This is a genomic window from Variovorax sp. AC194 (assembly GCF_979257995.1).
On sequence record NZ_OZ409823.1, the window covers coordinates 1,024,380 to 1,050,586 of the forward strand.

Consider the following 26,207-nt stretch of genomic DNA (forward strand, 5'->3'; position numbering starts at 1 on the left):
CCCGCCATGCGTTTGAAAGCCCTGCGGCTCTTCACGCCGTCTGCAGACGCAATGTGCATTGCACGCTGCGCTTCACTCGGCTTTGCGCTCCGCGATAGCCCGAGTCCGCCCACACCGCGTCCTCTCTGTCGTGCAGCAGGTCGCCCACCTTCTCGACGTCTGCCTCGTTGGCCGCGGTAGTCGTCACCATGTGCACCGACCCCGAATCCGCATCACACCGATGTGCGCCTTCATCCCGAAGTGCCACTGGTTGCCCCTCTTGGTCTGGTGCAGCTCGGGGTCTCGCTTGCCGCTCGCGTTCGTCATGGAACTGGGTGCCGCGATGATCGTGGCATCCACGATGGAACCCGTCTTCAGAAGCAGCCCCTTCCTGGCCAGATGAGCGTTGACCTGCTTGAAGATGTCCTCGGCCAGATCGCTGGCTTCCAGCAGATGGCGGATGTTCAGGATCGCCGTCTCGTCGGGAATCGACTCCATGCTCATGCCTGCGAACATGCGCAGCGAGGTGATCTCGTACAGGACTCCTCCATCGCCGGGTCGCTCAACGGAAAACTGATCTGGCTCATCGCTGGCGCTCCTTCATTCGGCATGCGTGATCAACGTTCAGAGCGGCCGTCCGTCGGCTTGATGAGATATCCCTAGCGCATCGCATCAATCCACCCGGATGTTCTTCGCCTTCACGATGCGGCTGTAGATCTCCGCATCGCGCCGCACCGCCGCGGCCATCTCGGTCTGCGTGAGCCCGAGCGGCTCGCTGTTCAGGTCGCGGATGCGCTTGGCGAGGTCGGGGTCCTTGCTGGCCTCGATCATCACGGCGTTGAAGCGCTGCTGTATCGCGACCGGCGTCGCGGCCGGCGCCCAGAGGCCGTGCCACGAGGTCATCACGAGTCCGGGCACCACTTCGGAGAGCGTGGGCACGTCGGGCATCGCGGGGTGGCGGCTCGGGCCCGAATAGGCCAGGGCCTGCACGCGGCCGCTGCTGATGAGCTGGTAGCCGGTGGCGATCGGCTCCATCACCGTGTCGACCTGCCCGCCCACCACGTCGACCACGGGGCTCGCGCGGTAGGGCACGTGCAGCATGTCGGTGCCGGTCTCGTCTTTCAGCCACTCCACGATCAGGTGCGAGGGGCTGCCCGCGCCGTAGGAGGCATGCGAGATCGTGCCCGGCTTCGCCTTCGCGGCGGCCACCAGTTCCTTGACCGATTTCGCGGGGAATTTCGGGCTCGCGATCAGCACCAGCCCCTGCCGCATCGTGGTGGCGACCGGCACCAGGTCCTTCTGCGGATCGAAGGGCAGCTTGGCGTAGATGTAGGGGTTGATCGTGAACGCCGTCGAGAGGTTGTAGAGGAAGGTGTAGCCGTCGGGCGGCGCCTTCGCCACCGCGTCGGAGGCCAGGTTGCCGGCGGTGCCCGGCTTGTTGTCGATGACGACCGGCACGCCCAGCTGGCGCGCCATGTACTCGCCGTACAGCCGCGCGAAGATGTCCGGCGGCGTGCCGGGCGCGAAGCCCACCACGATGCGGATCGGCTTGCTGGGCCACGCCGCGCCCTGCGCGAAGGCGAGGCTGCACGCAAGGCCGAGAAGGAGGCCGATGAAGGGGCCCGTCAGCCATTTGAATGTCGAACGCATGAATGTCTCCTGTCGCGGGTCGTGCCCGCTCTTGTTTGCATGAATCGGCTCTGCGGCCTTTGCTCTTGTCTCTCGCCCTCCCGATCCGTCGAGGGCCTGGACTCCTTTGCGCTTGCGGGCTCGCGCGGTGCGTGCCGTCAGTCGATCTGCGCGCCCGAGCGGCGCACGGCCTCGCCCCACTTGGCGATCTCCGCACGCGCGAAGGCGTCGAGCTGTTCGGCGTTCATCTCGGCGTGTTCGATGCCTTGCTGCGCGAGCTTTTCGCGCACCTCGGGCTGGGCCAGCACCTGGCGCGTGGCCTCGCGCAGCCGGTCGCGCTGTGCGGCGGGCATGCTGCTGGGCGCATACAACATGAACCACGCGACGAGGTCGAAGTCCTTCACGCCCTGTTCCATCAGCGTGGGCACATCGGGTGCCGCAGCGCTGCGCTTCGCGCCCGATGCACCGAGCGCGCGCAGCTTGCCCGCGCGCACCTGCGGCATCACCGCGGCCGGGTGATAGAACATGAACTGCACGTTGCCGGCCATGAGCTCCGTCAGGGCCTGCGCGCCGTCGCGGTAGGGCACGTGCATGAAGTTCTTCGCGAGACGCACGTTGAGGAGCTCTCCCGCGAGATGGCCCGAGGTGCCGTTGCCGGCCGAGGCGAAGTTCACGTTGCCGGTCGCGGCGCCCATGTCGGCCACGCTCTTCCACGGCGAGTTGGCGGGCACCACCAGCAGCGTGGGCGTGGCGCCCGCGAAGCCCAGCGGCACGAAGTCGCGCAGCGGCTGGTAGGCCAGGCGCTTGTAGAGCGAGGGGTTGATCGCATGCGTGCCGACCGTGCCCATCAGCAGCGTCTGGCCATCGGTGGCGCGCGCGACCTGCTCGCTGCCGATCGAGCCGCCCGCGCCGGGCTTGTTCTCCACGATCGCGGCCACGCCGAGCTGGCGGCCCAGCGCATCGGCCAGGATGCGGCCGACGATGTCGGTGGACGTGCCCGCGCCGAAGGGCACCACGATCTTCAGCGGGCGCGACGAGCCCTGCGACGGCGCCTGCGCCAGCGCGGCGCCCGCGGCCAGCAGCGCGCTGGCGAGCAGCAGCCGGCGCTTCATGCGGCGCTCCCGAAGCCCGCGGGCAACTCGCCGTCGTACTGCAGCTCGCGCGTCGCCTGGTAGGAGAGGGCGAAGCCGCTCGGCGTCTGGGCCTCCTCGGCCAGGTGCGCGATCAACCCCGCGGTGCGCGCGAGGATCGGCACGCCGCGCAGCGACGCCACCGGAAAGCCCACGCCCAACAGCACGGCCGGGATGGCGGCCGAGACGTTCATGCGCAGCTCGCGGCCCACGATGCCGGGGATCGCGCGCTCCAGCGCCTGCGCGATGCGCACGTAGCGCAGATCGGCGCCGGCCTCGGCGGCCACTTCGATGAGCCGGTCCACGCGCGGATCGTTGGCCTTGTGCAGCGGATGGCCGTAGCCGGGGATGGCCTGGCGGCTTTCCTTCAGCGTGCGGATCGTGGCGGCGGCCACGTCGTCGAGCGCCTCGCCCGCATCCACGCGCGCGGCCACGTCGGCGAACAGGCGCCCCGCGGTTTCCGATGCGCCGAGGATCACCGAGCCGCAGCCCAGGATGCCCGCGGCGACCGCGCCCTGCAGCGCGTCGGGCGCGGCGGCGAAGGTCATGCGGCTGGCCTGCACGCTGGGCACGAGGCCATGCTCGGCGATGGCCACCAGCGTGGCGTTGAGCACGGTGCTGCAGGCCGCGTCGGGCTCTTTGCCGGTGAGCAGCAGGAAGAAGTAGTCCGCGAAGGAGAGCTTGCCGATCAGGTCGCGGCACAGGTCCTGGCCGCGAACGACGATGGTGTGTTCGTCCGAGGTGCAGATGGCGGTGCGTGGGACGGTGGATTTGCCGATTTTCATGAGAGCGTACGCAGTGGATCGAGACTCAGGCGGCCTCGGGTTGGAGATGGAAGTCGTAGTGCGCAGACCAGTACGGCCGCTCGATCGCGCGGCCGTCGGGCGCCTTGCCCGGCGGATGCGATTCGAAGTCGACGACCAGGCTGGGCCGCACGCCGAACACCGCGTCCGAGTCGATGTAGGGGCTGCCCGCCACGAAGAGGTGCGTGGTCACCGGCACGTGCCCTTCGGCCGCCACCTTCATGTGGATGTGGCCGGGCCGGTTGGGGTGGCGGCCCATGCCGGCGAGCATGCGGCCCACCGGGCCGTCGACCGGCACCGGGTAGTACGAAGGCTTGATCGACCAGAACCAGTAGCGGCCCTCGGCGTCGGTGCGGATGCGCGCGCGCGCCGCCATGCCCGCGCCTTCGACCTGCATGTCGTACACGCCCTCGCCGTCGCCCGACCAGATGTCGAGCAGCGCGTTCGCCAGCGGCTGGCCGCGGGTGTCGGTGACGCGGCCGCTGTAGAAGGCGGGCTCGCCGCGCACGCCGGGCGCGATGTCGGCGCCCAGCGGCAGGTCGGGCGCGCCGTCCCAGTAGTAGGGGCCCTGCACCGTGGCCTCGGTGGTCTCGGTCGCGTGCAGCGTGTTGTTGCTCTGGCCCGCCTGTCCTGTGCGGGCGGCGGCGCGCAGCTGGTCGAGCATCACCACCATCATCGAGGCGCCCAGCGTGTCCGACAGCAGGATGAACTCCTGGCGCTTGTCGTCGCAGGCCTGGCCCACGGCGGTCAGGAACTCGATGCCGGCCATCCATTCGCCCGGCTGCAGGTCGACCTCGCGGATGAAGGCGTGCAGGTGCGTGATGAGCGAGCGCATCACCTCGGCGAAGCGCGGATCGGTGGCGCCCTCCAGGCGCTGCAGCGCGGCCTGGGTGAGCTCGTTCTCGTTCGAGGGGGTCATGGGGCTTGTCTCCTTTTTCTTGTTTGTCGATGGGATGGATGGGATGGGTTCAGGCGGCCGGCCGCAGGCGCCGCCGTATCGGTTCGACGATGGCGTCGTTGTCCGCACCCAGGAGCGGTGGCGCGGTGACCTCGAGTGGCCGTTCGCCGTCGAAGCTCACGGGCGAGCGGATGGTCCGCCATTCGCCGCCTTCGGGGTGCGGCGCGCTCACCTCCAGCTGCAGGTGGCGGGCCTGCGGGTCCTGCATCGCTTCGCGGGTGTCGTACATGGGGGCGTGGGGCACGTCTTCGGCTTCCAGCCGGGCGCACCAGTCGGCGCGGGTGCGCGCGCGGAACAGGCCGTCGAGCAGCGCGATCATCTCGGTCTGGTGCGCGATGCGGCCTTCGCGCGTCGCGAAGCGCGGGTCCTGGAACAGGTCCGGCCGCTCGATCGCGTTGGCCAGGCCCTGCCAGAACTTCTCGGGCGAGGACATGTGCAGCGCGATCCACAGGCCGTCGGCGCATTCCAGCACGTACGACTGCGAGACGCTTGGCCGGCTGAACGGACCCATGATCTCGTTCTCGGAGAAGTAGTGCGTGAACGCATCGAGGTTGAAGTGGCACATCGCCTCCAGCATCGACACCTCCACCTTGCGGCCCTGCCCGGTGCGCCCGCGCTCCACCAGCGCGCCCATCACGCCATAGGCCGCATAGAAGCCGGTCATCGCATCGGCCACGGCCGGGCCCACCACGCGCGGGTTGGCCGGGTTCACCAGCAGCTTGAGGAAGGCGCTGGCCGCCTGCGCCACCGTGTCGTAGGCGGGGCGGTTGGCGGCCGGGCCGGTCTGGCCGAAGCCGCTGATGGCGCAGTACACCAGCCGCGGGTTGAGCGCGCGCAGCCGCGCCTCGCCCGCGCCCAGCCGCTCGGCCGCGCCGGGGCGAAAGTTCTGGATGTAGACGTCCGACGCCTTCACCAGCTCGTCGAACACCGCCGCGTCTTCGGGCAGCTTGGGGTTGAGCGTGATGCTGCGCTTGTTGCGGTTGTAGGTCTGGAAGTGCGGGCTGTAGAGGCCGCCGCGGAACGACCGGAACGGATCGCCGCTGCCCGGCTGCTCCAGCTTCACCACCTCGGCGCCCAGGTCGGCCAGGAACATGCCCGCCGCCGGCCCGGTGATGAACGTGCCTTGCTCCAGCACCTTGATGCCGCTGAGGACTTTGTGCACCGCGTTGTCTCCTGTGTGTGTTCGTGACTGGGAGCGAACTCTATGCAGGCGCGGCGATTTTTAACAATGATGGATTCGCATGGATACCATCGATGCCATCGATCATTCGACGGACCGGGGACTTCCATGGAATTGCGTCACCTGCGCTACTTCAGCGCGCTGGCCGGCTCGCTCAACTTCACCCGCGCGGCCGAGCGGCTGCATGTGACGCAGTCGACGCTGTCGCACCAGATCAAGCAGCTGGAAGAAGAGCTGGGCACGCTGCTCTTCGACCGCGTCGGCAAGCGCGTGGCGCTCACCGAGGCCGGCGAGGCCTTCCTGCACCACGCCACGCGCGCGCTGCAGGAAATCGACCGGGGCCTGGGCGCGCTGCGCGAAGACCCACAGGCGGCGGCCGGCGAGCTGCGCATCGGCTCGACCCACACCTTCAACCTGGGCTTCATTCCGGACTGCATCGCGGGCTTCCAGCAGCGCTATCCGCGGGTGCGCGTGATGGTGGACGAGCTCGCGGCCGACCTGATCGCCGAGCGGCTGCAGGCGGGCACGCTCGACCTGGGCATCGCCTACCGGCCGGGCGTGCCGGGGACGCTGCAGTTCGAGCCGCTCTACAACGAGGAGATGGTGCTGGTGGTGGCCGAGAACCATGCGCTCGCGCGCCGCAAGCGCGTGCGCATGGTGGAGCTGCACAGAATGCCGATGGTGATGCTGCCCGCGAGCTTCGCGACGCGGCAGATGCTGGACGAGTGCTTTCGCTCCTGCGGCGCCGAGCCGCAGGTGGTGGCCGAGATCAACACGCTCGCCCCGATCATGGGGCTGGTCGCAAAGACGCAGCTCGCGGCCATCGTCTCGGCCAACGCGGTGCAGCCGAATTCGGGTCTGGCCACGGTGCGGCTGGAGAGCCCGACGCCGGTGCGCACGCCCGGCATGCTGTGGTCACCCGAGGCGCGCGAGTCGGCGCCCACGCGCGCCTTCGCCGCCATCGTGCGCAAGGTGGCGTTCCGCACGAGCATGCTGGAGCGGGCGGACCCGAAACCCGAGCGATGAGCGCGGGCTGGCACCATTTGCAACCGCTCTGGCGCGCATTGCTACCTTCCGCGCGGTCTGTACCAGGCAGGGCCTTCCCATGTGTCCGACAATCGAAGGCGGCTTTTTCATCCTCCCGCTCCTCCCGCGACACCAGAGACATCCCATGAAACTTCCCACCCGCGTCCAGCTCGTCGACGTCGGCCCGCGCGACGGCCTGCAGAACGAAAAGCAGCCCGTCTCGGCCGAGATCAAGATCGGCCTCGTGCACCGCCTGCAGGATGCGGGGCTCAAGGAAATCGAGGTCACCAGTTTCGTCTCGCCCAAGTGGGTGCCGCAGATGGCCGACAACGCCGAGGTGATGCACGGCATCGCGCGCAAGCCTGGCGTTCTCTACTCGGTGCTCACGCCCAACATGAAGGGCTTCGAGGCGGCCATTGCCGCGCCGCGCGAGGAGTGGCCCGACGAGATCGTGGTGTTCGGTGCCGCGAGCGAGGCCTTCAGCCAGAAGAACATCAACTGCTCGATCGCCGAGAGCATCGAGCGCTTCGCGCCCGTGGTGGCCGCGGCGCGCGAGAAGGGCATCCATGTGCGCGGCGCGATGTCGTGCACGGTGGGCTGCCCCTATGAAGGCGAGATCGCGCCGGCCAAGGTCGGTTATCTCGCGCAGCTGATGAAGGGCATCGGCGTGCAGCGTGTGGACGTGGCCGACACCATCGGCGTGGGCACGCCGCGCAAGGTGCAGGCGGCGATGGAGGCCACCCTCGCGCACTTCGATGTCGATGCCATTTCGGGCCACTTCCACGACACCTATGGGCAGGCGTTGGTCAACACGCTGGCGGCGCTCGAGATGGGCGTGTGGAACTTCCAGTCGTCCTCGGCGGGCCTGGGCGGCTGCCCCTACGCCAAGGGCGCGACGGGCAACGTCGCGACCGAGGACGTGGTCTACATGCTGCACGGCATGGGCATCGAGACCGGCATCGACCTGGACCAGCTGATCGACGCGGGCGTCTACATCAGCCAGGCGCTCGGGCGCGAGCCGAACTCGCGCGCATCGAAGGCCATCCGCACCAAGCGGGCCGGCTGAAACAACAACACACGCGCACAGGAGTTTTCGTGGACCTGCATGTTTGGCTTGCATTTCTGGTGGCCAGTTGCGTCATCGCGGTTTCGCCCGGTTCGGGCGCGGTGCTCAGCATGAGCCATGGCCTCTCCTACGGCGTGCGGCGCACCACGGCCACCATCGTCGGCCTGCAGCTGGGGCTCGCGGTGATCCTGCTGGTGGCGGGCCTCGGCGTGGGCGCGGTGCTCACCGCCTCGGCCACCGCGTTCACGGCGATCAAGGTGGTCGGCGCGTGCTACCTGCTGTGGCTGGGCTGGCGCCAGTGGCGCGCGCCGGTCGCGAAGGTCGGTGGCGACGCGGCGCAATCCGTCGGCGAGCCCGACCTCACGGCACGCCAGCGCGTGCTGCGCGGCTTCCTCACCAACGTGACCAATCCCAAGGGCATCGTCTTCATGGCGGCCGTGCTGCCGCAGTTCATCCAGCCGATGCGCCCGCTGTGGCTGCAGCTGCTGGTGCTGCTGGCCACGACGGTGATGGTCGACGTGACCGTGATGCACGGCTACGCCTGGCTGGCCGCGCGGCTGCAGGGCGTGCTGCGTTCGGTGCGCGCGCGGCGCGCGCAGAACCGCGTCTTCGGCGGCGTGCTGATGGCGATGGGCGCGTTCCTGTTCATGTTCAAGCGCAGCGCCTGAGAGCGCTCGGTCTTCTCTTGTAGATTCGAACCCATGTGCGGCTCTGAACTCCACTCCCTCCCCGAAGGCGTCCAGCGCGTCTCCCGCGTGCTGCAGGACGCCGGCCATCCCCACTCCCCGCGCATGCTCGACGACGCCTGCCGCACCGCGCAGCAGGCCGCCGATGCGCTGGGCATCGCGGTCGGGCAGATCGCCAAGAGCATCATCTTTCGCCGCAAGAGCGACGACGCGGCGGTGCTGGTCATCACCTCGGGCGACAAGCGCGTGGACGAGAAGAAGGTCGATGCGCTCATCGGCAAGACCGGCCGCGCCGATGCCGAGTTCGTGAAGGCGCGCACCGGCTTCACCATCGGCGGCGTCTCGCCCGTGGGGCATGCAACCAAACCGGTGGTGCTGATCGACCGCGAGCTCTTCCGCTTCGAGGAAATCTGGGCCGCGGCGGGCCATCCGCATGCGGTATTCCAGCTCCGGCCGCAGGACCTCGAAGCGCTCACCGGCGCGCCGGTGGCGGACGTGGTTTGAACTTCGCGGAAGCCGAGACCCTGGCTGCGCGCGCGGTGGCCGTGCGCGACCTGCCCGAAGACGTTCCCTCGCCCTGCACATCGGTCTGCCGCATGGACCGCCTGAGCGGCTTCTGCGAAGGGTGCCTGCGCACCATTCCCGAGATCGCGGGCTGGAGCAAGATGGAAGACGATGCGCGGCGCGGCGTGTGGCGCGCGATAGAGTTGCGGGCCCGGGCCGGCATCTGGCGCGTTCCGGAAACCTCCGGAGACCACGACGCATGAAGCACATCGACTTCTATATCGACTTCATCTCGCCCTACGCGCACCTCGCGTTCGAGCACCTGCCAGAGGCGCTCCAAGGGCTGAGCTACAGCGTGGCCTACAAGCCGGTGCTGCTGGGCGCGCTGCTCAAGCAACACGGCCAGCTCGGGCCGGCCGAGATTCCGTCCAAACGCAGCTGGACCTACCGCCACGTGCTGTGGCTCGGACAGGCCCACGGCATCCAGATCGAGATGCCGGCCTCGCACCCCTACAACCCGCTGCCGCACCTGCGCCTAGCGGTGTCGACGAGCGACGACGGCACCGTCAGCCGCCTGGCGGCCGAGACCATCCTGCGCAACGTGTGGCGCGGCGGCGAAGAAGCTGCCGATGCCGCGCGGCTCGCCGCACTCACCGCGCAATTGCAACCCAGGCGCGAAGCGGGCAGCGACGAGAGCAAGGCGCTCCTCAAACGCAACACCGACGAAGCGCTCGCGCTCGGCGTGTTCGGAACGCCCGCGTATGTGGTCGACGGGCGTCTCTTCTGGGGCTTCGACGGCCTCGCGATGCTGCGCGCATACCTGTCGGGCGATGCGTGGTTCGACGGCTCGCAATGGGCGAATGCCGACCAGCGCCCCTCATTGCTGCGCAGCAGCAAGGCCTGAAAAGGCTTCTGAGGACAAACCCGCGCAGGGTTGCGATTTCTTACAGGCTGAAACGCGCACCGCGGGTTTCACCTTAATCCGTAAGCATCGGTTCAGTTTCGCGCAAGTCTCGGGTCAGTCACGCCTCCAAGAATGCCTCACGGCCCCGGATACCGGGTGCCGCATGAACGCAAACACACAGGAGACGACGCAATGGCCGCCACACTAGATTCACGGGGAGTGCCGCACCCGGCCCCCCGGCCCATGTCCTCGGAGGAGAAGAAAGTCATCTTCGCCTCCTCGCTCGGCACCGTGTTCGAGTGGTACGACTTCTACCTCTACGGTTCGCTCGCGGCGATCATCGCCAAGCAGTTCTTCAGCGGCCTGGATGCGGGCGCCGCCTTCATCTTCGCGCTGCTGGCCTTTGCTGCCGGCTTCCTGGTGCGTCCGTTCGGCGCCATCGTGTTCGGCCGGCTGGGCGACATGATCGGGCGCAAGTACACGTTCCTGGTGACGATCCTGATCATGGGCCTGTCGACGTTCATCGTCGGCCTCCTGCCCAGCTACGCGACCATCGGCGTCGCGGCGCCGGTGATCCTGATCGCGCTGCGCATGCTGCAGGGCCTGGCGCTCGGCGGCGAGTACGGCGGTGCCGCCACCTACGTGGCCGAGCACTCGCCGCACGGCAAGCGCGGTGCGTACACCTCGTGGATCCAGACCACGGCAACGCTGGGCCTGTTCCTGAGCCTCCTGGTGATCCTGGGCGTGCGCGAAGGCCTGGGCGAAGCGGTGTTCAACGACTGGGGCTGGCGCGTGCCGTTCCTGGTGTCGATCCTGCTGCTGGGCATTTCGGTGTGGATTCGCCTGACGCTGTCCGAGTCGCCCGCCTTCCAGAAGATGAAGGCCGAGGGCAAGACCTCCAAGGCGCCGCTGGCCGAATCGTTCGGCGAGTGGAAGAACCTGAAGATCGTGATCCTGGCGCTGGTCGGCCTCACGGCCGGGCAGGCGGTGGTCTGGTATTCGGGCCAGTTCTACGCGCTCTTCTTCCTCACGGCACAGCTGAAGGTCGATGCGACCACGGCCAACCTGATGATCGCCGCCGCGCTCCTGCTGGGCACGCCGTTCTTCGTGATCTTCGGCACGCTGTCGGACAAGATCGGCCGCAAGCCGATCATCATGGCCGGGTGCCTCCTGGCCGTGGTCACCTACTTCCCGGTCTTCAAGATGCTGACCGAAGCCGCCAACCCGGACCTCGCCCGCGCGCAGGCCACCGCCGGCGTCACGGTGACGGCCGACCCGGCGACCTGCTCGTTCCAGGGCAACCCGGTGGCCCGCGAGATCGACTTCCGAAGCTCGTGCGACATCGCCAAGCGCTACCTCGTGCAGAACTCGGTGAGCTATGAGAACGTGGCCGGCGCGCCGGGTTCGAAGGCCGTCGTGAAGATCGGCGACAAGACGGTCGAGGCACCCATCGGCAACGTCGTGAACCTCAAGTTCGACGAAGGCTCCGCCAAGGAAATCGCCGCCTTCAAGAAGGGCGTGGCCGAAGACCTGAAGATCGCGGGCTATCCGGCCAAGGCCGACCCCGCCAAGATCAACAAGGTGCTGACCATCGTGCTCCTGTTCTGGCTGGTGCTGCTGGTGACGATGGTCTACGGCCCGATCGCGGCGATGCTGGTGGAGATGTTCCCCACGCGCATCCGCTACACCTCGATGAGCCTGCCGTATCACATCGGCAACGGCTGGTTCGGCGGCCTGCTGCCGACCACGGCGTTCGCCATCGTGGCCTCGACCGGCAACATGTACAACGGCCTGTGGTACCCGATCATCATCGCGGGCGTCACGCTCGTGGTGGGCACGCTCTTCATCCGCGAGACGAAGGACGTGGACATCTACGCGAACGACTGATCGCACGCATCGACCGTGCGAGAGGAGGGCTGCGCGAGCGGCCCTCCGTTCAACAAAGGGGCTTCATGCCATCCAACGGCATGAGGCCCTTTTCTTGAACCCCTTCATCCTCGTCATCACCATCCTCTTCAGGAGACAGCACCCATGTGGAAACTCGCCATCGGCTTCGTCATCTTTGCCGCCATTGCCCTGTACGTGATCTCCAAGGCCGGCGACAAGGTCGACATGTCGGGCGAGAAGCACGGGGGCGACACCACGCACGAGCCGGCGCCCGCCGCCGCGCCCAAGTAATCGGCGCGGCAGGGAAAGCGATCAGCGCTTGAAGCGGCCCTCGCTGATGATCGAAAGATCGACGTAGTCGATGCCCGAGTGATCCGTCGGCGAATAGCTCACGTCGAGCCCGCCGCCCACGTCGTACTGGAAGCTGTTGAGCGTGGCGAGCAGCCGCGCGCGCGTGGGCTTGGGGCCCGTGCGGCGCAGCGCCTCCACCAGCACCTTGGTCGCGACGAAGCCCTCGAGCAGCGCGGGCGACAGCTCGTTCTGGCCCTTGGCCTTGGCGAGCGCCATGGCTTCCTTGATCAACGGATGGCCGAACGAGCGCTCATAGGGCAGCACCTGCGTGACGATGACGCCGCCGCTCGAAGTGCCCAGTTCCTTGATGAACCCCGAGGCCGCGTTGTTCGAGAGCGTGATCACCTGCGCGGCGGAGCCGGCTGCGCGCAATGCCTTCACGCCTTCGGTGACGGCCGTGCCTGAAGCGATCCAGAGCACGGCCTGCACGTTCGCCTGCGTCAGGGGCGGCACGATGGTGGCGTAGTCGGGCTTGCGGCGATCGGCCGGCACCACCACCGCGGGCTTGGTCTTCGCGCTCTCGAAGCCCTTGTTCGCGCCCACCATGGCATCGGTGGCGAAGGCCGAATCCTGCTCCTGCACGATGCCGATGCGCTGGATGCCGATGGTGTGCAGGTGCTGTATCGCCTTCTCGGCCTCGCGCTGGTAGGTCGAGCGCACGTTGAAGATGTTCTTGGGCACCGGCTGGTGTAGCGCCATCGCGCCGGTCGAGGGGCCGACCAGCGGCACGCCGTACTTGTCGAGCAAGGGGATGACGGCCAGCGCGTTGGGCGTGCCGCGGTTCAGCAGCAGCGCGACGACCTTCTTGTCCTCGATCAGGATGCGCGTGTTCTCCACCGAGCGCTTGGGGTCGAAGCCGTCGTCCAGCCGGATCACCTCGATCCGCTCGCCGTTGACGCCGCCTTGCGCGTTGACCTGGTCGATGACCAGCTGCGAGCCCAGGATCGCCTCCTTCACGCTGGCCGAGACCAGGCCGGAGAGGTCGGCCGACTGGCCGATCACGATCTGGGCCTGCGCCCCCTGGGAGGCCGCAGCCAGCACGAGCGCGGCGGCGCAGGACTTGAATATCTTCTTCATCGGGCAGAGTCTTTCCACGAACTGTTCGTGATTGTCAAAAGATGTGTAGTTTGTTTCTTTAAGTGACATTTCCCTGCTTGTGGAAACCCTGCGGACCGTTGTTTTCAACGCGCAAACAGAAACGGCCCGCCGGGTGCGCCGGCGGGCCGTGTTTGCGGGGAAAGAAAAAGGGTGCGGTCAGCGCTTGAAGCGGCCTTCGCTCACGATCGACAGGTCGACGTAGTCGATGCCCGAATGGTCCGTCGGCGAGTAGCTCACGTCGACGCCGCCGCCCACGTCGTACTGGAAGCTGTTGAGCGTGGCGATGAGCTTCGCGCGCGTGGGCTTGGGGCCCGTGCGGCGCAGCGCCTCCACCAGCACCTTGGTGGCGACGAAGCCTTCGAGCAGCGCTGGCGACAGGTCGTTCTGGCCCTTGGCCTTGGCGAGCGCCAGCGCCTCCTTGATCAGCGGGTGGCCGAAGGAGCGCTCGTAGGGCAGCACCTGCGTGATGATCACGCCCGCGCTCGCCGAGCCCAGTTCCTTGATGAAGCCGGAGGCCGCGTTGTTCGACAGCGTGATGATCTGCGCCGCAGAGCCCGCCGCGCGCAGCGCCTTCACGCCGTCGGTCACCGAGGTGCCCGAGCCGATCCACAGCACCGCCTGCGCGTTGGCCTTGGTGAGCTGCGGCACGATGCTCGCGAAATCGGGCTTGTTGCGGTCGGCCAGGGCCAGCACCACGGGCTTGAGGCCTGCCTTCTCGAAGCCCTTGTTCGCGCCCTCCATCGCGTCCTTGCCGAAGGAGTCGTCGGCCTGGACCACGGCGATGCGCTGGATGCCGGTGGTCTGCAGGTGCTGCACCGCCTTCTCGGCCTCGCGCTGGTAGGTCGAGCGCACGTTGAAGATGTTCTTCTGCAGCGGCTTGTGCAGCGCCATCGCCCCGGTCGAGGGGCCGACCAGCGCCACGCCGTACTTGTCGAGCAGCGGAATGACGGCCAGCGCGTTGGGCGTGCCGCGGTTCAGCAGCAGCGCGACGACCTTCTTGTCCTCGATGAGGATGCGGGTGTTTTCCAGCGAGCGCTTGGCGTCCAGGCCGTCGTCCAGCCGGATCACCTCGATCTGCTCGCCGTTGATGCCGCCCTGGGCATTGACCTGGTCGATCACCAGCTGCGAGCCCAGGATCGTTTCCTTCACGCTGGCGGCCACCGGGCCCGAAAGATCGGCCGACTGGCCGATCACGATCTGGGCCGACGCGCAGGGTACGACCGCCGCCATGAGGAGCGCAACGGCGCAGGACGCAAACATCGTCTTCATCGAACAAAGCCTTTCCAAGAGGCGAACTTGCCCCTGTCAGAAGATGTGTAATGTGTTGCTGTTGGTGACATTAGTTTGCTCGTGCAAACCCTGTCAAACCATTGTTTGCAGAACGCAAAAAACAACGGCCCGCCGGAGAACCGGCGGGCCGTTGCGGGGGAAAAAAGGGGCGGCGGCTCAGCGCTTGAAGCGCCCGTCGCTGATGATCGCCAGGTCCGCGAAATCGATGCCGCTGTGGTCCTGCGGCGTGTAGCTCACCTCGAGTCCGCCGCCGAGGTCGTAGCTGCGGATGCTTTCCAGCGCCGCCAGCACCTTGGCGCGCGTGGGCCTGGGGCCCGCGCGGCGCAGCGCCTCCACCAGCACCTTCGCCGAAGCGAAGCCTTCGAGCGCGGCGGGCGAGAGCTCCGCCTGTCCCTTGGCCTTGGCGAGCGCGAGCGCCTCCTTGACCATCGGCTGGCCCATCGACCGCTCGCTCGGAAACACCTGCGTCACGATCACGCCGCGGCTCGCATCGCCCAGCTGCTTGATGAAGCCCGACGACGCGTTGTTCGACAACGTGACCACCTGCGCCGCCGAGCCCGAGGCACGCAGCGCCTTGATGCCGTCGACCACCGCGATGCCCGAGCCGATCCACAGCACGGCCTGCGCATTGGCGTCCTTGATGGCCGGCACGATCGCCGTGTAGTCGGGCTTGTCGCGGTCGGCCGGAATGGTCACCGTCGGCGTGGCCTTGCCCTTGGTGAAGCCGGTCATCGCGCCCTCGAGCGCGTCCTTGCCGAACGAGTCGGTCACGTACACCACGGCGATGCGTGAGAGGCCGATGGTCAGGAGGTGCTGCACCGCCTTCTCGGCCTCGCGCTGGTAGGTGGCGCGCACGTTGAACACGTGCTTTTGCAGCGGCTTGTGCAGCACCATGGCGCCGGTGGAAGGGCCGATCAACGCCACCTCGTTCTTGTCGAGCCAGGGAATGATCGCCTGCGAATGCGGCGTGCCGCGGCTCATGAAGAGCGCCACCACCTTCTTGTCCTCGATCAGCGCGCGGGCGTTGTCGCTGGCGCGCTTGACGTCGAAGGCGTCGTCCATGCGGATCACCTCGATCTTCTCGCCGTGGATGCCGCCCTGGGCGTTGGCCGCGTCGATCACCAGCTGCGCGCCGCCGATGGTCTCGTTCACGCTCGCGGCCACCGAGCCGGTCATGCCGGCGGTCTGGCCGATGAGGATCTGGGCGGAGGCGCCCATCGTCGTCAACGCCAGAATGGCGGCGGCGCAAAGCTTTCGCGTCTTCGTCATGGAGGCCTTTCGAGGAATGCTCGGAGAGAAGTTGAAAACAAACGTCGTATTTGTTATCAAAAGTGTCAAAGCCTGAATCCGGACAAACCCCTGCGTAAGCCCGGACCATGTGACGCAGTGCACAGATGCGTCACGGAGCTCTCCCTAGAATGTTTGCCCCACCCCCCAAGGCATTCATGACACAGGGCTCCATCCGGATTCGCGGCGCGCGCCAGCACAACCTCCAAAACCTCGACCTCGACATCCGCACCGGCGAGATGACCGTGGTCACCGGGCCCAGCGGCTCGGGCAAATCGAGCCTCGTGTTCGACACCCTCTATGCAGAGGGCCAGCGGCGCTATGTAGAGACTTTTTCCGCCTATGCGCGCCAGTTCCTGGACCGCATGGACAAGCCGGCCGTCGACAAGGTGGAGGGCGTGCCGCCCGCCATCGCCATCGACCAGACCAACCCGGTGCGCTCCTCGCGCTCCACGGTCGGCACGATGACCGAACTGAACGACCACTTGAAGCTGCTCTACGCCCGCGCGGCGCAGCTCTTCGACCGCGAAACGGCGCTCCCGGTGCGCCACGATTCGCCCGACAGCATCTATGCGCAGATCGCCGCGCGCGCCGCCGCGGCGGGCGACCCGCGGCTGGTCATCACCTTCCCGGTCGAGCTGCCGGCCGGCACGTCGGCCGAAGAAGTGACGCAGTGGCTCTCGGCCAGTGGCTTCACGCGGGTGCAGTCCGAGCGCGAGGTGGCCACGCCCACCGGTCCGCGCAAGGTGCTCGACGTGGTGGCCGACCGCTTCCGCATCTCGGGCGCCGAGCGCTCGCGCGTGGTGGAGGCGATCGAAGTGGCGCTCAAGCGCGGCAGCGGGCGCGTCACCGTGCACGCCACCGGCGCTGAAGAGAACGCCACGACGGATGTGTGGAAGTTCTCCACCGGCCTGCACTGCCCCGAGAGCGACATCCGCTACACCGACCCGATCCCGTCGATGTTCTCGTTCAACTCGGCCGTGGGCGCCTGCGACACCTGCCGCGGCTTCGGCCGCGTCATCGGCGTGGACCTCGGCCTCGTGATCCCGAACGACAAGCTCACGCTGCGCGCGGGGGCCATCAAGACGATCCAGACGCCCGCGTGGAAAGAGGCGCAGGACGACCTCATGCGCCACGCCGAGGCGGCCGGCGTGCCGCGCGACACGCCCTGGAACAAGCTCACCGAGGAGCAGAAGCACTGGGTGATCGAGGGCACGCCCAACTACAAGGAAGGCAACTGGAACAAGCAGTGGTACGGCGTTCGCCGCTTCTTCGCCTACCTGGAGAGCAAGGCCTACAAGATGCACATCCGCGTGCTCTTGTCCAAGTACCGCAGCTACACGCCGTGCCCCGTCTGCAGCGGCGCGCGCCTGAAGCTCGACAGCCTGCTCTGGCGCATCGGCAGCAAGGAAGACGCCGACGCGGTGCTCGAGCCCGCCAAGCGCTTCCTGCCGACCGGCGTGAAGTGGTCGCGCGCGCAGCTCGAGGCGCTGCCGGGCCTGTGCCTGCACGACCTGATGCTCCTGCCCATCGAGCGGCTGCGCAGGTTCTTCGACCGCGTCGAACACCATGGCAACGGCACCCCCGCGAGCGAAGGCGAGGCGCAGCCGCTGAAGCTGCTTTTCGAGGAAATCACCACGCGTCTGCGCTACCTGCACGACGTGGGCATCGGCTACCTCACGCTCGACCGGCAGAGCCGCACGCTCTCGGGCGGCGAAGTGCAGCGCATCAACCTCACGACGGCGCTCGGCACCTCGCTGGTCAACACGCTCTTCGTGCTCGACGAGCCCAGCATCGGCCTGCATCCGCGCGACATGAACCGCATCACCGAGGCCATGCTGCGCCTGCGCGATGCGGGCAACACGCTGGTGGTGGTCGAGCACGACCCGGCCGTCATGCTTGCGGCCGACCGCGTGATCGACATGGGCCCCGGCCCCGGCATCCGCGGCGGGCAGATCGTGTTCGACGGCACCACCGACCAGCTGCGCGACGCCGACACGCTCACCGGCCAGTACCTGGGCGGCCGCAAGAAAATCGGCATGGGCTTCAAGCGGCTGGTGAGCGAAAACACGCACCGGCTCATCCTGGAAGGCGCGCGCGAGCACAACCTGCAGAACGTGACGGTCGAGTTCCCGCTCGCGCGGCTGGTGTGCGTCACCGGCGTGAGCGGCTCGGGCAAGTCGACGCTGATCCAGGACGTGCTGGCGCCCGCGCTCATGCGCCACTTCGGCAAGGCGACCGAAACCCCCGGCGCGCACGACCGCCTGCTGGGCGCCGATCACCTGGGCGACGTGGTCTTCGTCGACCAGTCGCCCATCGGCAAGACCGCGCGCTCCAACCCGGCGAGCTACGTGGGCGCGTGGGACGCGATCCGCGAGATCTTCGCCACCGCGGCGCTCTCGCGCCAGCGCGGCTACACCGCGAGCAAGTTCAGCTTCAACTCCGGCGACGGGCGCTGCCCGACCTGCGGCGGCTCGGGCTTCGAGCACGTCGAGATGCAGTTCCTCTCGGACGTCTACCTGCGCTGCCCCGATTGCGACGGCAAGCGCTACCGCCCCGAGATCCTCGAAGTGAGGATCGAGCGCAAGGGCAAGAACTACAACGTGGCCGACGTGCTCGACCTCACCGTGGCCGAAGCGGCGACGGTGTTCGAGGCCGACCGCGACGTGCTGCGCGTGCTGCAGCCGATCTCCGACGTGGGCCTGGACTACGTCAAGCTCGGCCAGCCGGTGCCCACGCTCTCGGGTGGCGAGGCCCAGCGCCTGAAGCTCGCGGGCTTCCTCGCCGAAGCGGCCAAGAGCGCAACGGCGAGCAAGCAATCGGTCGCGCGCAAGGGCACGCTGTTCCTGTTCGACGAGCCGACCACCGGCCTGCACTTCGACGACATCGCGCGCCTGATGCGCGCGCTGCGCAAGCTCCTGGATGCCGGCCATTCGCTGATCGTCATCGAGCACAACCTGGACGTGATCCGCGCGAGCGACTGGCTCATCGACCTCGGCCCCGAAGGCGGCGAGGGCGGCGGCAAGGTGGTGGCCGAAGGCACGCCCGAGCAGCTGCGCGAGAACCGCGCCTCGCTCACCGGCGCGGCGCTGGCCGACTACGAACTGGCCATCGGCCCCGAGGCCTACAAGGTGGCCGAGCGCGCAGCGCGGCGCTACATCGCCAATGCGAAGACGGCACCCGGCAGCAATGCCATCGAAATCGTCAACGCGCGCGAGCACAACCTGAAGAACCTGAGCGTGAACATTCCGCGCGGCAAGTTCAGCGTGGTGACCGGCGTGAGCGGCTCGGGCAAGTCGACGCTGGCCTTCGACATCCTGTTCAACGAAGGGCAGCGCCGGTACCTCGAATCGCTCAACGCCTATGCGCGCAGCATCGTGCAGCCGGCGGGGCGCCCTGAAGTGGATGCCGTCTACGGCATTCCGCCGACCGTGGCCATCGAGCAGCGCCTGTCGCGCGGCGGCCGCAAGAGCACGGTGGGCACGACCACCGAGGTGTGGCACTTCCTGCGCCTCCTTTATGTGAAGCTGGGCATCCAGCATTGCATCCATGACGGCGCGGCCGTGCAGCCGCAGACGCCCGACAGCATCGCCGCGCAGCTGATGCGCAATTTCAAGGGACAGCACATCGGCCTGCTCGCGCCGCTGGTGAGCAACCGCAAGGGCGTGTACACCGAGCTGGCCGACTGGGCACGGCCGCGCGGCTTCACGCACCTGCGCGTGGATGGCGACTTCCTGCCGACGACGGGTTTCCCGCGCATCGACCGCTTCAAGGAACACAGCATCGAGCTGCCCGTGGCCAGCCTCGACGTGCTGCCCTCGAAGGAAACCGAGCTGCGCGAGGCGCTCACCAAGGCGCTCGAGCACGGCAAGGGCGTGGTGCATGTGCTGAGCCAGCTGGAGGGCCTGAAGGCCGCGATGATGGCCGGCGTTTCGGCCGCCGGCATCGGCCGCGTCAACGTGTTCTCCACGCTGCGCGCCTGCCCGGTCTGCAGCACCAGCTACGCCGAGCTCGATCCGCGCCTGTTCAGCTACAACAGCAAGCACGGCTGGTGTCCCGATTGCGTGGGCACGGGCGTCAAGCTCAGCAAGGACCAGCGCAAGGTCTTCGACGATTCGATCCGCGACGACGACAACAAGGGCCGCGAACAGACCTTCGCCGAGCCCGAGATCGAAGACCTGGCCGACACCGCCTGCCCGACCTGCGAAGGCACGCGCCTGAACGCCACGGCACGCGCCGTGGGCTTCGGCACCGCGGCCGACGGATCGGGCGGCATCGGCATCACCGAGCTCGCGCGCATGAGCGTGACCGAGGTGCGCCAATGGTTCGAAGGGCTGGTGCTCACCGGCCGCGAAGCCGAGATCGCACGCGACCTCGTGCCCGAGATCAAGAGCCGCCTCGAATTCCTCGAGGAAGTGGGGCTGGGGTATCTCACGCTCGACCGCGGCGCGCCCACGCTCTCGGGCGGCGAGGCGCAGCGCATCCGCCTCGCGGCGCAGCTGGGCAGCAACCTGCAGGGCGTGTGCTACGTGCTCGACGAGCCGACCATCGGCCTGCATGCGCGCGACAACCAGATCCTGCTCGATGCGCTGCACAAGCTCGGCGACAAGGGCAACACGCTGGTGGTGGTGGAGCACGACGAAGACACCATCCGCCGCGCCGACCACATCATCGACATCGGCCCGAGCGCCGGCAAGCGCGGCGGGCGCCTCGTGGCCGAAGGCTCGGTGGCCGATATCGAAGCGGCGGGCGATTCGCAGACCGGGCGGTACCTGCGCGATGCCATCAAGCATCCGCTGCAGGCCCGGCGCCTGATCCCCTCGCCGAATCCGAAGGCCGAAGACAGCGGCCAATGGCTCACCGTGCACGGCGCCGACCTGCACAACCTGCAGGACGTGACGGCCACGCTGCCGCTGCACCGCCTCGTGGTGGTCACTGGCGTCAGCGGCTCGGGCAAGTCGACGCTCGCGCGCGACGTGCTGCTGGCCAGCGTGCAGGGCATCGTGATCCAGCGCATGACCAAGGCCGGCCGCGATGCCGATGCCGCGGGCAAGCGCGCGGCCTGGTCCGGCTGCAGCAAGGTCGAGGGCTACGAGACCATCGACCGCGTGCTCGAGGTCGACCAGACCCCCATCGGCAAGACGCCGCGCAGCTGCCCGGCCACCTACATCGGCTTCTGGGACACCATCCGCAAGCTCTTCGCCGACACGCTGGAAGCCAAGGCGCGCGGCTATGGCCCGGCGCGCTTCAGCTTCAACACCGGCGAAGGCCGCTGCCCGGGCTGCGAGGGCGCGGGCGTGCGCACCATCGAGATGAGCTTCCTGCCCGACGTGAAGGTGCCCTGCGAGGTGTGCCACGGCGCGCGCTTCAACCCCGAGACGCTGGCCGTGAGCTGGCGCGGCAAGAGCATCGGCGACGTGCTGAAGATGGAGGTGGACGAGGCGGTCGAGTTCTTCGCGGCCATGCCCAACATCAGCCATCCGCTGCAATTGCTGAAGGATGTGGGGCTGGGTTACCTCACGCTGGGGCAACCCTCGCCCACGCTCTCGGGCGGCGAGGCGCAGCGCATCAAGCTGGTGACCGAGTTGAGCAAGGTGCGCGACGACGTCACCCGCCGCGGCCAGAAGGCGCCGCACACGCTGTACGTGCTCGACGAGCCGACCGTGGGCCTGCACATGGCCGACGTCGAGAAGCTGATCCACGTGCTGCACCGGCTGGTGAACGGCGGCCACAGCGTGGTGGTGATCGAGCACGACCTGGACCTGATCGCCGAAGCGGACTGGATCATTGACCTCGGGCCCGAGGGCGGAAATGCCGGCGGGCGCATCGTTGCCGCGGCGCCACCGGAGGAAGTCGTGCGACTGGCTACCCATACGGGTAATGCCTTGGCCCCAGTGCTGGCGCGTTGATGCAGGCAGGCGCAGAATGGTTCGAACCCTTGGCGCAGGCGCATCCTGAATCAGCCATGGTGGAGTGAACATGTGAGGGGATGAAGCGCCGTGCCGGGCTACGCAAGGAGCCATGTCATGACCCGCTTCATCGATGTTCACAGCCTGGTTCGCCTGGTGGATGAAACCGGCGTTCCGCAATTTCTCCAGGCGCTGGCCGACGCGCTGCGCGACGACTTCATGCGCTGGCGCGAGTTCGACAAGAAGGCGCGCGTCGCGAGCCATTCGCACCTGGGCGTGATCGAGCTGATGCCGGTGGCCGACGACGGCGCCTACGCCTTCAAGTACGTCAACGGGCATCCGCACAACACCCAGGTCGGGCTGCCGACCGTCATGGCCTTCGGCGTGCTGGCGGAGGTCGACACCGGCTATCCGGTGCTGCTGTCCGAACTCACGCTCACCACCGCGCTGCGCACGGCGGCCACTTCGGCGATGGCGGCGCAGGCCCTGGCGCGGCCCGATTCGCGCAGCCTCGCGTTGATCGGCAACGGCTCGCAGAGCGAATTCCAGGCGCTCGCTTTCCATGCGCTGCTGGGCATCGAGGAAGTGCGCGTGTTCGACACCGACCCGCACGCCACCGACAAGCTGGTGCGGCATCTCTCGGCCTGCACGCCGCTGGAGATCGTGCGCGCCCGCTCCGTGGCCGACGCGGTGCGAGGCGCCGACATCGTCACCACCGTCACCGCCTACCAGGGCCGCGCGACCGTGCTCACGGCCGAGATGATCGAGCCGGGCATGCACATCAACGCGGTCGGCGGCGATTCGCCCGGCAAGACCGAGTTGCACCCCGACGTGCTGCGCCGCGCGCGCGTGTTCGTGGAGTACGAGGCGCAGACCCGCGTCGAGGGCGAGATCCAGCAACTGGCCGCCGACTTTCCGGTGCACGAGTTGTGGAAGGTGCTGCTGGGCGAAGTGCCCGGGCGCGAGACCGCCGAGCAGGTCACCGTGTTCGATTCGGTCGGCTTCGCGCTGGAGGACTACACCGCGCTGCGCTACATCCACCAGCTCGCGATCGAGCGCGGCATCGGCCAGAAGATCGCGCTGGTGCCCGAGCTGGACGACCCGAAGGACCTGTTCGGCCTCACCGCGTCCGGCAGGCGCCGGGCGGTGCTGCGGCGTGCGGCATGATCGGCGGCATCCGCAACGCCGACCCTGCTTTTCTTCTTTTTCATGCTCACCATCTACAACGACCAGCACGCACTGCACCAGGGCAAAGTCGAAATGTTTCGTGGCGAGCTGGTGCCTTGTTTCGAGGTGCCGGCCCGCGTCGACCATGTGAAGCATGAGCTGGAGCGCCGAGGCCTCGGGCCGCTGGAGATGCCCGATGCGATCGATGATGCGCTGCTCGCGAAGGTGCATGCGCCGCGCTACCTGGACTTCATCGCGGGTGCGTGGGACGAGTGGGTGGCGCTCGATCCGGCCAATGCATCGCGCGATGCGCTCCCGTCGTACTGGCCCACGCGCGGCATGCGCACCGATGTGTTGCCGCAGAGCTTTCCGGCGCGCCTGGGCCTCTTCTCGTTCGATGCAGGCACGCCGCTCACGGCCGGCAGCTGGGCCGCCGCGCGACAGGGCGCGGCCTGCGCGTGGACCGCGACGCAGCGCGTCCTCGGCGGCCAGCGCGCGGCCTTCGCGCTGACGCGGCCTCCGGGCCATCACGCGGGCGCCGATTTCTTCGGCGGCTACTGCTTCGTCAACAACGCCGCGGTGGCCGCGCAGGCGCTGCGCGATGCGGGCGTCGAGCGCGTCGCGGTGCTCGATGTCGACTACCACCACGGCAACGGCACGCAGGCCATCTTCTACGAGCGCAGCGACGTGCATTTCGCCAGCCTGCACGGCGATCCGTTCACCGACTACCCGTATTACCTCGGCCACGCCGACGAGCGCGGCGCCGGCCAGGGCGAAGGCTTCAACCACAACCTGCCGCTGCCGCGCGGCACCGATTTCGCGGCATGGCGCGCGGCGCTCAAGACCGCGCTCGACGGCATCGCGAAGGTGAAGGCCGGCGCGCTCGTGGTTTCGCTCGGCGTCGACACCTTCGAGGGCGATCCGATCTCCGGCTTCAAGCTGAAAAGCGACGACTACCTGCGCATGGGAGAAGACCTCGCGCGCGTGGGGTTACCGACGGTGTTCGTGTTCGAGGGCGGCTACGCGGTGGCCGAAGTGGGCGTCAACACAGTGAACGTGCTCGAAGGATTCGGCCACGCGGCCGGCTGAGGAACCTCGGCGACAGCAACCGGGTGAGCCCCGATTGCCGCATCGGGCGGGGCAGGGCCCAATCCGCGGTTCTTCAAGTTTCAGGAGCCTTCGCCATGTCCCGCCGTTCCCTTCTCTGCGCCGCCACGCTCGCCGCGTGCGGCCTCGCTTCCCCGCTGGCGGCGCTTGCCCAGGCTTTCCCCGCCAAGCCGATCAAGCTGGTCATCGCGTTCCCCGCGGGCGGCCCGACCGACATCACCATGCGTCAGCTTGCCGACAATGCGAGCAAGATCCTCGGCCAGCCGGTCATCATCGACAACAAGCCCGGCGCCGGCGGCACGCTGCCCGCGCAGGCGCTGCAGACCGCGCAGCCCGACGGCTACACGGTCGCGCAGATTCCGCTGGGCGTGTTTCGCCTGGGCTACACCACCAAGATCAACTGGGACCCGCTCAAGGACATCACCTACGTCCTGAACGTGACCGGCTACGCCTTCGGCATCGTGGTGCCGGCCAACAGCCCGTTCAAGACCTGGGCCGACTTCGTCGCCTACGCCAAGGCCAACCCCGGCAAGCTCACCTACGGCTCCACCGGCACGCTCACCAGCCCGCACCTGACGACCGAGATCGTCGCGCAGAAGGCTGGCATCGAGCTGCAGCACGTGCCCTACAAGGGCAGCGCCGACCTGATGCTCGCGGTGGTCAGCGGCCAGCTCATGGCCGCGGCCGACAGCACCGGCTTCGCGCCGCAGGTGGAGGCCGGCAAGCTGCGCGTGCTGAACACCTGGGGCGACAAGCGCCTGGCCAAGTTCCCCGATGCGCCCACGCTCAAGGAGCTGGGCTACGACGTGGTGCAGAACTCGCCCTTCGGCATCGGCGCGCCCAAGGGCACGTCGCCCGAGGTGGTGAAGAAGCTGCACGACGCGTTCAAGCAGGCGATGGAAGAGCCGAGCTACGTGGCATCGCTCGGGCGCTACGACATGCTGCCGAACTACATGAGCTCGGCCACGTACACCAAGTTCGCGCAGGACACGGTGGTCAAGGAGAAGGTGGTTATCGAGAAGCTGGGGTTGGCGAAGGGCTCCTGATCCGTCGATAACGCACGGTTCATGTTTAGGAGATACGATTTTTTAAACATGTCTACTGAGACATGTATAAAAATCGACCTTTTCTATACATGTCCGCCCTCGGCGGCGCTGAATGAAGTTCGACCGAAACCAGCCGTTCAATGACCTTCCTCTGCTGCCGCCAGCTTTCGAACTCGAGAGCAAGGTGGTGCTCAAGCAGGCGATTGGTGCCAACCGCGTGTTGGCCAATCTGCGGGGGCTGGCAGCACAGATTCCGAACCAGTCGGTGCTGATCAGCAGCGTCGTGCTGCAAGAGGCGCGGCTGTCTTCGGAAATCGAGAACATCGTCACCACCAATGACGAACTCTATCGGGCCGATGCCGATGCCGATGGCAATACCGACGCGCAGACCAAAGAGGTCTTGCGCTACCGCGAGGCGCTTTATCACGGCTTCGATGCGCTGAAGACGCGCCCGCTGGCGACCAATCTGTTCATTGAAATCGCCCAGCGTATCAAGCAGATCGGATTCGATGTGCGTGCCGTTCCCGGCACCGCCTTGAAGAATGGAAGTGGCGAGGTGGTCTATACGCCGCCCGTCGGTGAGGCCGTCATTCGCAACAAGCTGGCGAATCTCGAGAAATTCATTCATGCCGACGACGATCTGGACCCACTGCTGAAGATGGCGGTGATGCACTATCAGTTCGAGGCGATCCATCCTTTTCCTGACGGCAATGGGCGCACTGGCCGCATCCTGAATCTGCTCTTCCTGGTCGACAAGGGGTTGCTGGACATTCCCGTGCTGTTCCTGTCGCGCTACATCATCGCGAACAAGACGGACTACTACGACGGGCTGCGTCGCGTAACGGAATCGCAGGACTGGGAAAATTGGTTGCTGTTCATGTTGCGCGCTGTCGAAAGCACCGCTCAGCAGACCTTCGATCAAGTCAACCGGATCCGCGATCTGATGGAACAGGTCCGCGAACGCGTGCAGCGCGAGGCGCCTGGCGTCTACAGCAAGGACTTGATCGAGGTGATTTTCAGACATCCGTACACCAAGATCCAGTTCTTGGTGGATGCGGGCATTGCCAAGCGGCAAACGGCCTCAGGCTACCTTCAGGCGCTGGCCAAGCTCGGCGTCTTGCGCGAAAGCAAGCGCGGGCGCGAAAAGTACTACATCAATGACGCACTTTTTGCCGAACTGGTGGCGTGACTGAATATGGA

The 26,207-nt window shown here is 67.4% G+C and carries 21 protein-coding genes and 1 pseudogene; 13 read left to right on the forward strand and 9 right to left on the reverse strand.

The annotated features are described in order from the left end of the window. Positions 1-76 precede the first annotated feature (76 nt). From ACZYRS_RS04865 to ACZYRS_RS04890, 6 genes and pseudogenes are all read right to left on the reverse strand, one after another. Positions 77-551: pseudogene (locus ACZYRS_RS04865) on the reverse strand (IS5 family transposase); the annotation flags it as partial. Between the two features lie 100 nt (positions 552-651). Beyond that, positions 652-1,629, reverse strand: a complete 978-nt coding sequence (locus tag ACZYRS_RS04870; RefSeq protein ID WP_463418322.1) for a Bug family tripartite tricarboxylate transporter substrate binding protein — start codon at positions 1,627-1,629, stop codon at positions 652-654. A gap of 137 nt (positions 1,630-1,766) precedes the next feature. After that, a complete protein-coding gene (locus ACZYRS_RS04875) occupies positions 1,767-2,720 on the reverse strand; it encodes a Bug family tripartite tricarboxylate transporter substrate binding protein (protein WP_463418323.1) in 954 nt (317 codons plus the stop codon). Then, complete coding sequence (locus ACZYRS_RS04880; RefSeq protein WP_463418324.1) at positions 2,717-3,523, reverse strand: citryl-CoA lyase; 807 nt, start codon at positions 3,521-3,523, stop codon at positions 2,717-2,719. The genes ACZYRS_RS04875 and ACZYRS_RS04880 overlap by 4 nt, the downstream gene beginning before the upstream one ends. Positions 3,524-3,548: 25 nt before the next feature. Continuing rightward, positions 3,549-4,460, reverse strand: coding sequence for a dioxygenase family protein (locus ACZYRS_RS04885; protein ID WP_463418325.1), 912 nt, complete (start codon positions 4,458-4,460; stop codon positions 3,549-3,551). Positions 4,461-4,509: 49 nt separating this feature from the next. Further along, positions 4,510-5,661, reverse strand: a complete 1,152-nt coding sequence (locus ACZYRS_RS04890; protein ID WP_463418326.1) for a CaiB/BaiF CoA transferase family protein — start codon at positions 5,659-5,661, stop codon at positions 4,510-4,512. Positions 5,662-5,787: 126 nt separating this feature from the next. Here ACZYRS_RS04890 and ACZYRS_RS04895 point away from each other — a divergent pair, with 126 nt between their 5' ends. The 8 genes from ACZYRS_RS04895 (at position 5,788) to ACZYRS_RS04930 (ending at position 12,043) form a co-directional block, all read left to right on the forward strand. Further along, on the forward strand, positions 5,788-6,705 hold the full coding sequence (locus ACZYRS_RS04895; RefSeq protein WP_463418327.1) for a LysR substrate-binding domain-containing protein: 918 nt from the start codon (positions 5,788-5,790) through the stop codon (positions 6,703-6,705). 145 nt (positions 6,706-6,850) lie between these two features. After that, complete coding sequence (locus ACZYRS_RS04900; protein ID WP_463418328.1) at positions 6,851-7,771, forward strand: hydroxymethylglutaryl-CoA lyase; 921 nt, start codon at positions 6,851-6,853, stop codon at positions 7,769-7,771. Positions 7,772-7,800: 29 nt separating this feature from the next. Next, positions 7,801-8,439 (forward strand): LysE family transporter, encoded by a 639-nt coding sequence (locus tag ACZYRS_RS04905; RefSeq protein ID WP_463418329.1) that lies wholly within the window; start codon positions 7,801-7,803, stop codon positions 8,437-8,439. Positions 8,440-8,472: 33 nt separating this feature from the next. Further along, positions 8,473-8,961, forward strand: a complete 489-nt coding sequence (locus ACZYRS_RS04910) for a YbaK/EbsC family protein (RefSeq protein ID WP_198786676.1) — start codon at positions 8,473-8,475, stop codon at positions 8,959-8,961. Next, a complete protein-coding gene (locus ACZYRS_RS04915; RefSeq protein WP_463418330.1) occupies positions 8,958-9,224 on the forward strand; it encodes a DUF1289 domain-containing protein in 267 nt (88 codons plus the stop codon). The genes ACZYRS_RS04910 and ACZYRS_RS04915 overlap by 4 nt, the downstream gene beginning before the upstream one ends. After that, complete coding sequence (locus ACZYRS_RS04920; RefSeq protein WP_463418331.1) at positions 9,221-9,865, forward strand: DsbA family protein; 645 nt, start codon at positions 9,221-9,223, stop codon at positions 9,863-9,865. The genes ACZYRS_RS04915 and ACZYRS_RS04920 overlap by 4 nt, the downstream gene beginning before the upstream one ends. Positions 9,866-10,057: 192 nt before the next feature. After that, positions 10,058-11,752 (forward strand): MFS transporter, encoded by a 1,695-nt coding sequence (locus ACZYRS_RS04925; protein ID WP_463418332.1) that lies wholly within the window; start codon positions 10,058-10,060, stop codon positions 11,750-11,752. Between the two features lie 144 nt (positions 11,753-11,896). Beyond that, complete coding sequence (locus ACZYRS_RS04930) at positions 11,897-12,043, forward strand: hypothetical protein (protein ID WP_198786672.1); 147 nt, start codon at positions 11,897-11,899, stop codon at positions 12,041-12,043. 21 nt (positions 12,044-12,064) lie between these two features. On the opposite strand, the gene ACZYRS_RS04935 is transcribed toward ACZYRS_RS04930, so the two are convergent. From ACZYRS_RS04935 to ACZYRS_RS04945, 3 genes are all read right to left on the reverse strand, one after another. Beyond that, positions 12,065-13,180 carry an ABC transporter substrate-binding protein gene (locus ACZYRS_RS04935; RefSeq protein WP_463418333.1) on the reverse strand — a complete coding sequence of 372 codons (1,116 nt, stop codon included), beginning with the start codon at positions 13,178-13,180 and terminating at the stop codon, positions 12,065-12,067. Positions 13,181-13,357: 177 nt separating this feature from the next. Next, entirely contained in the window at positions 13,358-14,470 is a 1,113-nt protein-coding gene (locus ACZYRS_RS04940; RefSeq protein ID WP_463418334.1) for an ABC transporter substrate-binding protein, read from the reverse strand. A gap of 177 nt (positions 14,471-14,647) precedes the next feature. Beyond that, positions 14,648-15,760 carry an ABC transporter substrate-binding protein gene (locus ACZYRS_RS04945; RefSeq protein ID WP_463418335.1) on the reverse strand — a complete coding sequence of 371 codons (1,113 nt, stop codon included), beginning with the start codon at positions 15,758-15,760 and terminating at the stop codon, positions 14,648-14,650. A 176-nt stretch (positions 15,761-15,936) separates the two neighbouring features. On the opposite strand from ACZYRS_RS04945, the gene uvrA reads away from it, so the two are divergent. The 5 genes from uvrA (at position 15,937) to ACZYRS_RS04970 (ending at position 26,196) form a co-directional block, all read left to right on the forward strand. Then, positions 15,937-21,687 carry an excinuclease ABC subunit UvrA gene (uvrA, locus tag ACZYRS_RS04950; protein WP_463418336.1) on the forward strand — a complete coding sequence of 1,917 codons (5,751 nt, stop codon included), beginning with the start codon at positions 15,937-15,939 and terminating at the stop codon, positions 21,685-21,687. 117 nt (positions 21,688-21,804) lie between these two features. Then, complete coding sequence (locus ACZYRS_RS04955; protein WP_198786667.1) at positions 21,805-22,854, forward strand: ornithine cyclodeaminase; 1,050 nt, start codon at positions 21,805-21,807, stop codon at positions 22,852-22,854. Positions 22,855-22,896: 42 nt separating this feature from the next. Continuing rightward, a complete protein-coding gene (locus ACZYRS_RS04960; protein ID WP_463418337.1) occupies positions 22,897-23,943 on the forward strand; it encodes a histone deacetylase family protein in 1,047 nt (348 codons plus the stop codon). Between the two features lie 95 nt (positions 23,944-24,038). After that, a complete protein-coding gene (locus ACZYRS_RS04965; protein WP_463418338.1) occupies positions 24,039-25,007 on the forward strand; it encodes a Bug family tripartite tricarboxylate transporter substrate binding protein in 969 nt (322 codons plus the stop codon). Between the two features lie 112 nt (positions 25,008-25,119). Next, positions 25,120-26,196 (forward strand): Fic family protein, encoded by a 1,077-nt coding sequence (locus ACZYRS_RS04970; protein WP_463418339.1) that lies wholly within the window; start codon positions 25,120-25,122, stop codon positions 26,194-26,196. The last annotated feature ends 11 nt before the right edge of the window (positions 26,197-26,207 follow it).

Bases quoted from the DNA above. Each gene is read 5' to 3' on its own strand.
- ACZYRS_RS04870 (WP_463418322.1), bottom strand. From the start codon at position 1,629: ATGCGTTCGACATTCAAATGGCTGACGGGCCCCTTCATCGGCCTCCTT.
- ACZYRS_RS04875 (WP_463418323.1), bottom strand. From the start codon at position 2,720: ATGAAGCGCCGGCTGCTGCTCGCCAGCGCGCTGCTGGCCGCGGGCGCC.
- ACZYRS_RS04880 (WP_463418324.1), bottom strand. From the start codon at position 3,523: ATGAAAATCGGCAAATCCACCGTCCCACGCACCGCCATCTGCACCTCG.
- ACZYRS_RS04885 (WP_463418325.1), bottom strand. From the start codon at position 4,460: ATGACCCCCTCGAACGAGAACGAGCTCACCCAGGCCGCGCTGCAGCGC.
- ACZYRS_RS04895 (WP_463418327.1), top strand. From the start codon at position 5,788: ATGGAATTGCGTCACCTGCGCTACTTCAGCGCGCTGGCCGGCTCGCTC.
- ACZYRS_RS04900 (WP_463418328.1), top strand. From the start codon at position 6,851: ATGAAACTTCCCACCCGCGTCCAGCTCGTCGACGTCGGCCCGCGCGAC.
- ACZYRS_RS04910 (WP_198786676.1), top strand. From the start codon at position 8,473: ATGTGCGGCTCTGAACTCCACTCCCTCCCCGAAGGCGTCCAGCGCGTC.
- ACZYRS_RS04920 (WP_463418331.1), top strand. From the start codon at position 9,221: ATGAAGCACATCGACTTCTATATCGACTTCATCTCGCCCTACGCGCAC.
- ACZYRS_RS04925 (WP_463418332.1), top strand. From the start codon at position 10,058: ATGGCCGCCACACTAGATTCACGGGGAGTGCCGCACCCGGCCCCCCGG.
- ACZYRS_RS04930 (WP_198786672.1), top strand. From the start codon at position 11,897: ATGTGGAAACTCGCCATCGGCTTCGTCATCTTTGCCGCCATTGCCCTG.
- ACZYRS_RS04935 (WP_463418333.1), bottom strand. From the start codon at position 13,180: ATGAAGAAGATATTCAAGTCCTGCGCCGCCGCGCTCGTGCTGGCTGCG.
- ACZYRS_RS04940 (WP_463418334.1), bottom strand. From the start codon at position 14,470: ATGAAGACGATGTTTGCGTCCTGCGCCGTTGCGCTCCTCATGGCGGCG.
- ACZYRS_RS04945 (WP_463418335.1), bottom strand. From the start codon at position 15,760: ATGACGAAGACGCGAAAGCTTTGCGCCGCCGCCATTCTGGCGTTGACG.
- uvrA (WP_463418336.1), top strand. From the start codon at position 15,937: ATGACACAGGGCTCCATCCGGATTCGCGGCGCGCGCCAGCACAACCTC.
- ACZYRS_RS04955 (WP_198786667.1), top strand. From the start codon at position 21,805: ATGACCCGCTTCATCGATGTTCACAGCCTGGTTCGCCTGGTGGATGAA.
- ACZYRS_RS04960 (WP_463418337.1), top strand. From the start codon at position 22,897: ATGCTCACCATCTACAACGACCAGCACGCACTGCACCAGGGCAAAGTC.
- ACZYRS_RS04965 (WP_463418338.1), top strand. From the start codon at position 24,039: ATGTCCCGCCGTTCCCTTCTCTGCGCCGCCACGCTCGCCGCGTGCGGC.
- ACZYRS_RS04970 (WP_463418339.1), top strand. From the start codon at position 25,120: ATGAAGTTCGACCGAAACCAGCCGTTCAATGACCTTCCTCTGCTGCCG.